This window comes from Pedobacter gandavensis, from assembly GCF_014172405.1.
Taxonomy (GTDB): Bacteria; Bacteroidota; Bacteroidia; order Sphingobacteriales; family Sphingobacteriaceae; genus Pedobacter; species Pedobacter gandavensis.
Genome location: NZ_WNXC01000005.1, coordinates 257,231 through 269,400, shown reverse-complemented (window position 1 = coordinate 269,400; position 12,170 = coordinate 257,231). Strand labels below are relative to the sequence as shown.

Annotated in this window: 11 protein-coding genes; 4 read left to right on the top strand and 7 right to left on the bottom strand. The window is 41.6% G+C overall.

Annotation, left to right across the window (positions count from 1 at the left end):
* Window positions 1–34: 34 nt before the first annotated feature.
* The 7 genes from argB to GM920_RS15245 all read right to left on the bottom strand — a co-directional run bounded on the left by argB (window position 35) and on the right by GM920_RS15245 (window position 7,814).
* Window positions 35–823 (bottom strand): acetylglutamate kinase, encoded by a 789-nt coding sequence (gene argB, locus GM920_RS15275; protein ID WP_182959028.1) that lies wholly within the window; start codon window positions 821–823, stop codon window positions 35–37.
* Window positions 824–958: 135 nt separating this feature from the next.
* Entirely contained in the window at window positions 959–1,921 is a 963-nt protein-coding gene (locus tag GM920_RS15270; protein WP_182959025.1) for a Rossmann-fold NAD(P)-binding domain-containing protein, read from the bottom strand.
* Window position 1,922: 1 nt separating this feature from the next.
* Window positions 1,923–3,059: an aspartate aminotransferase family protein gene (locus GM920_RS15265; protein ID WP_182959023.1), complete on the bottom strand. Its 1,137-nt coding sequence runs from the start codon at window positions 3,057–3,059 to the stop codon at window positions 1,923–1,925.
* Window positions 3,060–3,129: 70 nt separating this feature from the next.
* Window positions 3,130–4,101 (bottom strand): N-acetyl-gamma-glutamyl-phosphate reductase, encoded by a 972-nt coding sequence (gene argC / locus GM920_RS15260; protein WP_182959021.1) that lies wholly within the window; start codon window positions 4,099–4,101, stop codon window positions 3,130–3,132.
* Window positions 4,091–5,284, bottom strand: coding sequence for an argininosuccinate synthase (gene argG / locus GM920_RS15255; RefSeq protein ID WP_182959019.1), 1,194 nt, complete (start codon window positions 5,282–5,284; stop codon window positions 4,091–4,093). The genes argC and argG overlap by 11 nt, the downstream gene beginning before the upstream one ends.
* Before the next feature lie 13 nt (window positions 5,285–5,297).
* The gene (locus GM920_RS15250) at window positions 5,298–6,002 is read right to left on the bottom strand and encodes a GNAT family N-acetyltransferase (RefSeq protein ID WP_182959017.1); all 705 of its coding nucleotides are present in this window, start codon (window positions 6,000–6,002) and stop codon (window positions 5,298–5,300) included.
* A gap of 609 nt (window positions 6,003–6,611) precedes the next feature.
* The gene (locus GM920_RS15245) at window positions 6,612–7,814 is read right to left on the bottom strand and encodes an NAD(P)/FAD-dependent oxidoreductase (protein WP_182959014.1); all 1,203 of its coding nucleotides are present in this window, start codon (window positions 7,812–7,814) and stop codon (window positions 6,612–6,614) included.
* A 172-nt stretch (window positions 7,815–7,986) separates the two neighbouring features.
* On the opposite strand from GM920_RS15245, the gene GM920_RS15240 reads away from it, so the two are divergent.
* From GM920_RS15240 to GM920_RS15225, 4 genes are all read left to right on the top strand, one after another.
* On the top strand, window positions 7,987–9,132 hold the full coding sequence (locus tag GM920_RS15240) for a M28 family metallopeptidase (RefSeq protein ID WP_182959011.1): 1,146 nt from the start codon (window positions 7,987–7,989) through the stop codon (window positions 9,130–9,132).
* Window positions 9,133–9,379: 247 nt separating this feature from the next.
* Window positions 9,380–10,921, top strand: coding sequence for a DUF4394 domain-containing protein (locus tag GM920_RS15235; RefSeq protein WP_235964544.1), 1,542 nt, complete (start codon window positions 9,380–9,382; stop codon window positions 10,919–10,921).
* A gap of 144 nt (window positions 10,922–11,065) precedes the next feature.
* The gene (locus GM920_RS15230) at window positions 11,066–11,371 is read left to right on the top strand and encodes a YbaB/EbfC family nucleoid-associated protein (RefSeq protein ID WP_182959008.1); all 306 of its coding nucleotides are present in this window, start codon (window positions 11,066–11,068) and stop codon (window positions 11,369–11,371) included.
* A 28-nt stretch (window positions 11,372–11,399) separates the two neighbouring features.
* The gene (locus GM920_RS15225; protein ID WP_182959006.1) at window positions 11,400–12,077 is read left to right on the top strand and encodes a metal-dependent hydrolase; all 678 of its coding nucleotides are present in this window, start codon (window positions 11,400–11,402) and stop codon (window positions 12,075–12,077) included.
* The last annotated feature ends 93 nt before the right edge of the window (window positions 12,078–12,170 follow it).

Here is a 12,170-nt window from a genome sequence, read left to right as displayed (position 1 = left end):
CGTTTGGTTGGTGATTGATCTAGATTCAAAATAGTTAAATGGTTAATCGGGTTCCGAAACCCTGTTCATTTAACTGAGGAAGCTCATCTGCTTTGCCAATATAAACCGCAGCCACTCCTTTTTTTATCGCTTCAAAAGCGTTATGTAGTTTCGGAATCATTCCACCGGATACGACCCCTTCTGCTTTTAATCCCTCAAATTCCTCCATCCTGATCACAGGAACTAAGGAATTATCATCTTCAATATCGCGCATAACGCCTCTTTTTTCAAAGCAATATACCAATACCGTATCGTACAAATCGGACATGGCCACGGCTACGGCAGAGGCAATCGTATCCGCATTGGTATTTAACAACTGACTTTCGCCATCATGCGTAATCGCACATAAAACGGGTACTAATCCAGCTTTCATCAAACTATCTAAAGTCCCTGAAGCCACAGAATGCTCATCCAGATCTCCTACAAAGCCATAGTCAATATCTTTAACAGGACGTTTAACAGCCTTGATGATGTTTCCATCGGCACCAGTCATCCCGATTGCATTACAACCTTTTGCCTGCAATTGTGCCACCATATTTTTGTTGATCAATCCGGCATATACCATCGTCACGACTCTCAGCGTTTCAATGTCGGTAATGCGGCGACCTTCTACCATTTTCGCTTCTACCCCTAAGGAGAGCCCGAGTTCAGTCGCTATTTTCCCACCTCCATGAATTAAAATCTTATCTCCGGGAACTGCTTTAAAGTCCAGCAAGAACTGATGCAGTTTCTCCGAGTTGTCAATTACATTTCCGCCGATTTTAATTACACTTAGTTTCTTCATTTCTATTCAATATTTTTTCAATGTTCCTGGCCTTGATTTCGATATTAGTCCTATTTAATAAGACCATACCATTTTCCAGAAAATCAATAGGTATAAAAAAAGGATGTTGGATTTATTCCAACATCCCTATGGTATTTATAATGTTTCCAGGACTGCTTTCAGGACTGCTTGCGCGGCCCATAAACGATTCCCTGCTTCTTGTATCACTAAAGAATTTGGTCCGTCCAGTACTTCTGAGGACAACTCTAAATCCCGGCGCACAGGCAAACAATGCATTACTTTCGCATCATTTGTCACTTTAAGCCGTTCATTTGTAATCATCCAACCTTCTGGAAATGGCAATACCTTTCCGTATTGCTTATAACTTGACCAGTTTTTCACATAAATATAATCTGCATCTGCCAGTGCCTCATCAATATTATGGCTAATATTTGCTCCTGATGTAAAGTCCGTCGACAGCTCATAGCCTACTGGCTGCACGATAGTGAAATCCAGAATCCCTTCTTCTTGAGCTTGACACATCCATTCTGAAAAAGAATTCGGCACTGCTTGTGGCAAAGCTTTAATGTGAGGAGCCCAGGCTAAAACTACCTTCGGTTTTTTACTGCCTTTCCAGGTTTCTTTGATCGTTACCAGATCCGCCAAACTTTGTAAAGGGTGACGGGTAGCACTCTCCAGACTCACAACTGGAACACCGCAAAAGCTAATGAATTTATTAAAAAACTCTTCATTATAATCTTCTTCCCTGTTGACTAACTTCGGAAAAGAACGCAATCCCAACACATCACAATACTGCCCCATCACTGCGGCAGCTTCCCTAATATGTTCTACAGTAGTACCATTCATCACCACACCATCACGTGTTTCCAATGCCCAGCCTTCCTTGTCCATATTCATCACCATCACATTCATCCCCAAGTTCAGTGCTGCTTTTTGCGTGCTTAAGCGGGTGCGCAGACTAGGGTTTAAAAAAACCAGTCCTAAAGTCTTGTTTTTTCCAAGTTCCTGATGCGCGTAAGGGCTTTTTTTCAAAGCCAATGCCGCTTCTACTAACTCTTTGATGTCTTCAACATCATTTACTGAAGTGAATTGTTTCATCTTATGATCCTGTTAAAGCGGTTTTGAAATGAGTTAAAAAGTGATCTGCCTGTGCTTTTGTTAAGTTCAATGCGGGCAATAGTCTAATCACATTTGGCTTGGCCTCACCGGTAAAGATATGGTGCTTGAACAACAAATCTTTCTTTACGTTTGCCAGGCTTTCCGGAAGCTCAATACCGATCATCAAACCACGACCACGAACCTCTTTTACGCCCTCAACTTTCTGAAGTTCCGAGATCAGGTAGGTTCCAATTTCTTCCGCATTTTTCATCAGCTGATCCTGATCCATAATCTCCAAAACGGATAAGGCAGCGGCACAAGCCAGGTGATTACCTCCGAAAGTTGTACCTAACATCCCATGCCAAGGCTTAAATTTCGGAGCGATCGAGATTCCTGCTACTGGAAAACCATTACCCATTCCTTTTGCCATGGTATACACATCAGCGTCAACACCGGCATAATCATGAGAATAGAATTTTCCTGTTCTCCCATAGCCACATTGCACGCTATCGGCGATGTAAAGGGCATCATATTGATCACAAAGCGAACGAATCTTTTGAAGGAAACTCACTGAAGCCTCTTTAATCCCTCCAACACCCTGAATACCTTCAATGATTACCGCGCAAACCTCGTTTCCGAAGGATGCAAACGCAGCTTCTAAAGCCGCTTCATCATTATGAGGAAGGAAAACAACATTTTCCGTTTCATTAACTGGTGCAATAATTTTTGGGTTATCAGTAGCAGCAACTGCCAATGAAGTTCTTCCGTGGAAGGCGCCTTTAAAGGCAATAATTTTTTTACGTCCGTTGTAGAAAGAAGCTAATTTCAATGCATTTTCATTTGCTTCTGCACCTGAATTACATAGGAAAAGCTGGTAATCTACCTTTCCAGATACTTTCCCCAGCTTTTCAGCCAGTTCCACCTGCAAAGGGATTTTAACGGAATTAGAATAAAAGCCCACTTTGTTCAACTGATCGGTCAGTCTTTTCACATAGTGAGGGTGTGTATGACCGATAGAAATCACGGCATGGCCGCCATAAAGGTCTAAATATTCCTGGCCATCAGCATCCCAAACGGTGCTTCCTGCGGCTTTTACGATTTCAATATTGTTTAACGGATATACGTCAAATAAGTTCATTTTTTAAGGTTTGAATAGGTGATTAAAAGATTAAACGGTTCCTGAACAAGGTTCAGTACAGCGGGTTTTATTAAAACCCTGCTGCTTTAAGCGCCAGACCTTGCCGCTCTTCCAGTCCAAAAATCAAATTCATATTCTGCACTGCTTGTCCGCTTGCCCCTTTCAATAAATTATCAATGATACTGATCACAAACAGTTTATTACCATGTTTTTCTACATGTACCAATGCTTTGTTTGTGTTCACTACCTGCTTCAAATCTATATTTTTCTTACTCACATGCGTAAAAGGATGTGCCGCATAATACGCTTCATATAAAGCTTGCGCTTCCTCGGCCGTGAGGTCGCTTTCCACGTACATGGAAGCCAAAATTCCTCTTGGAAAATCTCCACGTTGTGGGATGAAATTCAGGACACCATCAAAATCAGGATTCATCTGTATCAGGCTTTCGCCGATTTCATTCAGGTGTTGGTGTTCAAAAGCTTTATAAATCGACAGGTTATTGTTGCGCCAGCTGAAATGGGAAGTAGCCGAAAGACTTTGTCCCGCGCCGGTAGAACCGGTTGTCGCGTTCACATGAACTTCTCCTTTTAATAAGCCCTTCGCTGCCAGTGGTAATAATCCCAATTGGATACAAGTGGCAAAGCAACCTGGATTTGCAATATAATTCGCATTTTTAATACGCTCACGATTCATTTCTGGCAAACCATAAACCCAATCCTCGCCAGCTGCAGCTTTCAATCTAAAATCCTGACTCAGGTCAATGATTTTGATGCCTTCAGCAACAGGATTGGCAGCTAAGAACTTTTTTGCATCGCCATGACCTACACATAAAAACAGGACATCAATATCCGAAGATAATTCGCCTGTAAAACGCAGGTCTGTATCTCCGAAAAGATCCGTATGCACATCAGAGATCAGGTTTCCTGCATTGCTTTTGCTATTCACAAAAGCAATGTCCACCGAAGGATGGTTGATCAGCAAGCGCAGCATCTCTCCACCGGTATAACCGGCACCGCCAACGATCCCGGCTCTAACTCTCATCACCGTTCACTTTGTGCCAGATCATCACCTGGTTACCAAAAATCTTAGAGAAACCTTTTACATCTTCACCACTCCATGCGTTGTTCATTTCGCCGTAGCTACCGAATTTATTGCTCATTAAATCATGTGCCGACTCGATACCAATAATCTGGAAACGGTATGGCAACAATTCTACGAATACCTTTCCGCTCACCATTTTCTGGGTATCAGTCAGGAAGGCTTCAATATTGCGCATAATTGGATCGTGGAACTGACCTTCATGTAAATAGTTTCCATAAAAAGAACCCAATTGCTCTTTCCATGACAACTGCCATTTCGTTAAGGTATGTTTTTCTAAAGTATGGTGTGCTTTGATGATCACCATTGGTGCCGCAGCTTCAAAACCCACACGACCTTTGATTCCGATAATGGTATCACCCACGTGAATATCTCTTCCGATACCGTAAGGTTGTGCTATTGCTTGTAATTTTTGGATGGCTGCAACCGGAGCTAAAGTTTCTCCGTCGATACCTACCAGCTCCCCTTTTTCGAAAGTCAGCTCCAATTTACGTGGTTCCGTTACTGAAACCTGTGTTGGCCAAGCTTCTTCAGGTAGAGTTTCATTCGAAGTCAAAGTTTCTTTTCCTCCTACTGAAGTACCCCATAAGCCTTTATTGATAGAGTATCTTGCTTTTTCTGCACTGTACGCTACGCCATGATTGGCTAAATATTCTATTTCCGCTTCGCGGGATAATTTCAAATCTCTGATTGGTGTGATGATTTCTACATTTGGAATGATGATATTGAAAATCATATCGAAACGTACCTGATCATTTCCTGCACCGGTGCTACCGTGAGCCACATAATCAGCACCAATTTTTTTCACATAGTTTGCAATGGCCGTTGCCTGACTTACACGTTCTGCACTTACAGAAAGTGGGTAAGTCGCATTTTTCAACACATTACCGAACACTAAATATTTAATACAGCCATCATAATAATTGGCAGTTTCATCCACTACCGCATGAGAAGCTACTCCTAAGGCATAAGCACGTTTCTCGATCTCCTGAAGTTCTTCCTCAGAAAAACCACCAGTATTAACAATCACAGAATGTACTTCCAGTCCACGGTCCTGCGCCAAATAAATACAACAAAACGAAGTATCTAAACCTCCGCTAAAAGCTAAAACAACTTTTTTCTTCATCTTAAAATAACAGCTATTTAAATAAAAAGGTAAACAATAATAACAGGGCTTTAATTCCCCCTTTTCCCGAAGGCTTAGGCTTTAACACCAATCGTTGTTTAATGCGCATAAAGCGTTCATACAATTTTGGCTTTCGCGCTAATTCTTCTGCAAATTTCTTTGCCACATCGTGCTTTTGAGTTGCCGGATCGTAAAGCATTGCGGTACACATGCAATTCTTACGTTCCTTCATCGTCAGGATTTCAAAGTTCACGCAACTTTGACACCCTTTCCAGAAATCTTCATCCTGGGTAAGTTCTGAGTAGGTAACCGGCTCATAGCCAAGGTCAGAATTGATCTTCATCACTGCCAAACCAGTGGTTAGACCGAAAATTTTAGCTTTCGGGTATTTCTGTCTGGAAAGTTCGAAGATTTTTTCTTTGATGGCATGGGCAAGCCCGGCCTTTCGGAATTTAGGACTTACGATGAGGCCAGAATTGGCCACAAATTGTCCATGACTCCAGGTTTCGATATAACAGAAACCTGCCCAACTTCCATCTTTATGGAAGGCGATGACAGATTTTCCATCCGAAATTTTACCTGCAACGTACTCCGGAGAGCGTTTAGCGATACCTGTACCACGTGCTTTGGCCGATTCGGCCATTTCTTCGCAAATTTCTTCGGCAAAGACACGATGTTCAGGAAGTGCAACTTGCACTATAAAATCGTTTGTATTCATTAATAGGTTAACGAAAAAAATAAATGTTCTGATTAATTGTTTTTTAAGAGGCAATCCTCTATGGAAATGTACTGAGGGTTACTCAGAAATGATTCAAATCCGGGGCGTGAAATTTTGCCGATTAGTGGTAACAGAAAATATGGGTCGCAAACGGACAATAAACAGACTTTTGGAAGCAATGTTCTTTGCTTCTACAATAGAAAGTTTATGTATAATTTGCTTAATCATTTCTTGTGTCTGATACTTCTTTAAAATAGTTGAGGCGCAAAGGTTTAAATAAATATTGAGTTGTGCAATACGTTTTTAATTTTTTTACATTTTTACGTGAAAAAAGATTAATTTAAAAACGGAGTTCCCTGCTCTCCTTTTGCCGCTATAATTAATCAAAAATCAAGCCCCTTTTTCAAGCTTTCTGTTTTTACTCCCCCTTTCTTTTTTTTACCCAATAAAAACGCCATAATATGACCGTTTTCTTAAAAACCTGAGCGAGCCCCTTTTAACTTATCGTTCAAAAATAAGCTAATAGCTAAAACTACGATCCCTTTAAGCATTAAGTTTTCATTAATTCTTCAAAATCAGAAAACACATAAATGACTTAAAAACAACAGATTATCTTCCGAATCTAAAATAGTGTGACAATAAGCCAGGTGTCCCTCTCATCATCTCTGGAATGATATCCATTCCTGCTATAGAAAAAGTAATGCCATTCCCCCCGAAGCCCAACACAAAATAGCTATTAGGAAACTTCGGGTGTGCTCCGATATAAGGTAATCCGTCTTTAGTTTCCCCAAAAGTACCACACCAGCAGAAGTCGTCAATAAACTGATGATCTGGCAGATACTGCTTCAAAGTCTTTAGAAGTTTAGCTCTTTTTCGTCCGAGGAGTGCATCTCTTAATCCAGGATTTTTAAAATTCTCATCTTCACCGCCAACCAATAACCTTCCATCTGTGGTCGTTCGCATATACAGATATGGGGTGTCCGTATTCCAAAATAGGGTGGTTTCCAGTTCTGGTGATAAAGTATGGTCTTTCTCACTCACCATGGCATAAGTGCTTTTCAGGGAGACAATCTTTTCCGGCAGCATCGCTTGTGTTTCATAGCCGGTACAATAAATCACCTTGCCCGCAGTAATCTGGATTCCCGACTCCAATTCTACCTGCACACTATCCTTCCTATATTTTATTCTTTTTAACGCAGTCTTATCAAATACCCTCAGGCCTTTTTTCGCATTGTAGTGCAACAGGTCGTGTGTCAGGCAAAATGCATCCACGCTTCCGCCATCTTCTGATAAAATCCCTCCCTCTGCTGCAATACCATAGCGCTCTTTAATTTCCTTCTTCTCTAACCATTCGACACCAAAACCTGCTGTTTTACGGGCATCAAACTCCGCTTTCAACCAGGATATGTCTTTACGTCTGCCCGCAAAATAAAGCGAGTCTTTCCGCTCAAATCCACAAGAAGATTCGATTTCGTCTACCAATTCTTTCAACTTGTAGATGGCATCCTTGCAGGCTCTATAACTGGCGATTGCACCTTGTGCCCCGATCATTTCTGTGAGTTCAACTAAAGAGACATCAATCTCGTACTGCAGCATGGAAGTAGTGGCTGAGCTACTGCCATGAGCGATTTCTCTTTTGTCTATCAATACCGTATCGTATCCCTGCTTGATCATGGAATGCGCCATCAGCGCGCCAGTAATCCCAGCTCCTACAATCAAGACTTCACAAATGGTGTTCTCCCTCAGGGAAGGATAAGTATATAACAGTCCATTTTTCACTAACCAGAAGGGTTCATTTGATCTAATGTTCATATTTTGAGGGCTTAGCTTTTGTCAGGATTCAGGCATTAAATTCAAATTCAGAACCGAAAAGTTCCTAAATAGATAAAGATTCCAATTCAAGCAATAACAATACTTTTAGCCATCTGTTTTGATCCCCTATAGCTTTAAATCCCTTATATTCGTTTTCAAACGCTACAAATCCATGAAAAAGTATCTTTTTATACTGCTGTTTTTAGTTACAAAATCAACTTTTGGACAGGATTTGAAACTGGCAAGAAAAGTAATTGATACACTAACATCTCCGGAGATGTGGGGCCGTGGTTATACCAGGGATGGCATGGGGAAAGCAGCGAACTATATCAGTGCAACATTTGCGAGTTATGGATTGATTCCTATGGATGGAAAAGACTTCAAACAAGCATTTACCTATCCTGCGAATACCTTTCCCGGAGAAATGAAATTAGTTCTGAATGGAAAGCCACTAGTTCCGGGGAAAGACTTTTTATTGAGTCCGGAAAGCATGGGACAGCAGATGGAAGGAGGATTGACGCAAAAAGACAGTGTCACCTTTATTAATCCGGAACACCGCCTACTTTTACTGTTAAAAGATAAACTCACCTGGTCTGCAGCCCCTACTGTAGCAGATTACACAGTAATTGAAGTAGACCATAAAGCCATATCTGACACTCCTGAAAACATCGAGATCAATTTAGAGAATAAGTTCATTCCTGCATTTCCAGCAGCCAATATCTGTGCGATGGTAAAAGGCACCAGGAATCCAGATTCTATCTTATTAATTACCGCACATTATGACCATTTAGGAAGTCTGGGTAAGGACAGTTACTTTCCTGGCGCAAATGATAATGCCAGCGGCATTGCTTTATTACTAAACCTTGCAAAATATTACGCCATGCATCCACAGCCTTATACCATGGCATTCATTTGCTTTGCTGGGGAAGAAATCGGCTTACTAGGCTCAAAATATTTTACGGAACATCCTTTAATTGAATTGAACAAAATCAGGTTTTTAATCAATGTAGACATGGTGGGCACTGGAGAAAATGGCATTACTGTAGTCAACGCCACCCTTCATCCCAAAGAATTCGCCATCTTCCAGCAGATTAACCAAGAGAAACAATACTTACCTAAAATTAATTCCAGAGGGAAAGCCGCAAACAGTGATCATTTCTTTTTCACGGAAAAAGGTGTTCCGGCATTTTTCATCTATACTCAGGGAGGAACTGCTGCTTACCATGACCTAAACGATCAGCCCAAAACCTTGCCACTGACCTCATTTGAAAATCTTTTCCGGTTGTTTGTAGATTTCAACACTGACTTAATGAAATAAGCGACAAACTTAATCTGCTAGCCCATACACAATGGGATAATGGATTTTCCATAAATTCTGTTATCGAGTAAAAATCCATTTAATAATAAACTGACGAAAGTACTATTTACAGCAATTCTATACAGGGGATAGGTCTTAACTCCAACAGAAAGACAAGTTTTACACCCCATAATAGAGTTAAAACCAACAAAACCAGGCTAAGTTTTTTTCCGTAGGTACTTGCAACCTACTATTAAAACGCCTACCTATGAAAAACTATACCTTACAAGGGACGCTCCTAAGGAGATCCCTACTCTTACTCATGCTCTTTACCGCAACGATAACGGCATGCAAGAAAGACAAAAATCCAATCATTGAACCGCCAACGCTACCAGTCTCAGGACCCGATCAGGTTTTTTATGCCTTATCCAATAACAACCTACATAAATTCAATGCAAAAGACATTGGGACTGCATTATCCACTGTAGCGATTACCGGGCTTGCGACTGCAGAAAAAATCCTGAGTATTGACTTCCGCCCTGCTACCGGGGAGCTTTACGGCGTCAGCAATACCAATAAACTATTTGTAATCCGGTTAAACGGAGTGGCCAGAGCGATCGGAACAGGCCTTAACCCTGCAATTAACGGTACGGCGGTGAGTTTGGATTTTAACCCAACTGTAGACCGGATTCGTCTGATCACCAATACGGGGCAAAACTTAAGATTACATCCCGAAACAGGCGCAGTGGCTGCTGTAGACGGGAATATCAACGGTGTGACGAATCCGAATATCTCTGGTGCAGCTTATACCAACAGTAAAGCCGGAGCGGCAACGACCATTCTTTATGACATCGATCTGACCAGCAAAAAGCTCTATAAACAAGATCCACCGAACGATGGAAAACTTCTGGAAGTTGGTGCTTTAGGAGTAGAAATCGGTACCAACGCCGCCTTTGACATTTCTCCAGACAACACTAAAGCACTTGCTTCAGGAACCATTTCTGGCGCATCCAGCCTATATACGATCAATCTTGAAACAGGAAAAGCGACCCTTGCAGGAAAATTTCCGGCAACCAGTCCAATTGAAGGTTTAGCCATTCCAACAGATCCTGTAGCGTACGCGGTAGACAATGCCAACAACTTTCTCATCTTTAACCCGATGAATCCGGCGGCAATGGTCTCTAAACCGATCACAGGTTTGGCGCCATTAGAAACGGTTCTTGGCATCGATTTCAGACCTGTTAACGGTCAGATTTACGCCTTAGGAAGCTCCAGTAGGTTGTATACCGTAAATGCCGCAACGGGTGCCTTCAGTCAAGTGGGTTCAGGAGTCCTGACTACCTTGTTAACCGGCACCAGCTATGGCTTTGACTTTAATCCCACAGTGGACCGCATCCGTGTGGTTGGCAACAACGGTCAGAATTTACGTTTACACCCTGAAACAGGCGCTGTAGCTGCTGTAGATGGGGTGTTGAAACCAGGAACACCGTCTGTTAGTGCCGCAGCATATACCAATAATTTTGCTGGAGCCACAGAAACAGTGCTCTTCGATATTGACTATGTAACCGATAAACTTTATAAACAAAGTCCACCAAATGATGGGGTTTTAGTGGAAGTTGGTAGCTTGGGTATCAATGTAGAAAGCAGCAATGGTTTTGACATTGGTAGCGCCTCCGGAACCGCATATGCCATGCTAACGGTTGGCACAGTCAACAAAATATATACGATTAACCTAACCAGCGGGGTCGCCACACCAATTGCTGATTTCCCAAAAACGGTCAGCGGAATGACCCTTGGCTTAGGCATGTAACCTGCTTCTATCTACCTACGAAACAGCTGTATCTCTTCAGATATGGCTGTTTTTTTTTAAACCGACTCAGGAAATCTTTACACAAAATGATTTCTTTAAACCAATTTCCCTTAATTTCGTTGTTATAATAAAATAAACAAGCTTATGTTCGAAAAATTAATGGCTGCTCAAAAGCAAGCCGAAGAAATAAAAAAGAGATTAGACACGGTTTCTGTTTTTGGTGAGGTAGAAGGTGGTGCCATTCGCATTACTGCAACCGCAAATAAAGCGATTACCGCTGTAGAAATCGAAGAAGAATTTTACAAACAAGCAGATAAAGAAGAATTAGAAGAACTGTTATTGACTGCCATCAACAAGGCTTTAGCGCAAGCTGAGCAAGTAAGCTCGCATGAAATGCAAGCGGCTACACAATCGATGATGGGTGGTCTTGGCGGTATGTTTGGTCAATAGTCGTTTTTAACTTTAATTTCTTAGCCACATGAAGTATACTTATTACGGTCAATCCTGCTTTTTAATAGAAGCAGCTGGCAAAAAATTTCTTTTTGATCCATTCATTAGTCCAAATGGGCTGGCAAAACACATTGACACCAGCAAAATTGAAGCAGATTACATTCTGGTGAGTCATGGACATGGGGACCACGTGGCAGATTTAGTCAGTCTCGCAAAACAAACCAATGCGAAAGTGATTGCAATGCCGGAAGTCATCGCCTGGGCAAAGGCTCAAGGCGTAACCAATACCCATGACATGAATTACGGGGCTCAGAAATTTGACTTTGGTAAATTAAGAATGGTATGGGCGGCACATTCCAGCTCTATGCCGGATGGTAGTTATGGTGGGAATCCTGCTGGATTTGTACTTGAGACTGGAGGAAAAGCGATTTATTTTGCCGGAGATACCTCATTGACCGTAGAAATGAAATTACTTGCTGAGCTTTACAATTTAGATTATGCGATTTTACCGATTGGTGGAAATTACACCATGGATGTAGATGATGCGTTGATCTCTACCAGATATTTTGACTGTGATAAAGTGATTGGGGTACATTACAATACCTTTCCAGTGATCGCGATTGACACAGAGGCAGCGATTGCAAAGTTTAACAGAGAAAATAAAGTTTTATTGTTGCCAGCGATTGGCGAAACGATAGATTTATAACAGGACCTTCATTCGGAACCTTATATAAAAAAGGAGGTATGTCGTCGATTCTGGAATCTTTTACCCTGAAGAAGGGCAAAATTTCCTGGGAAT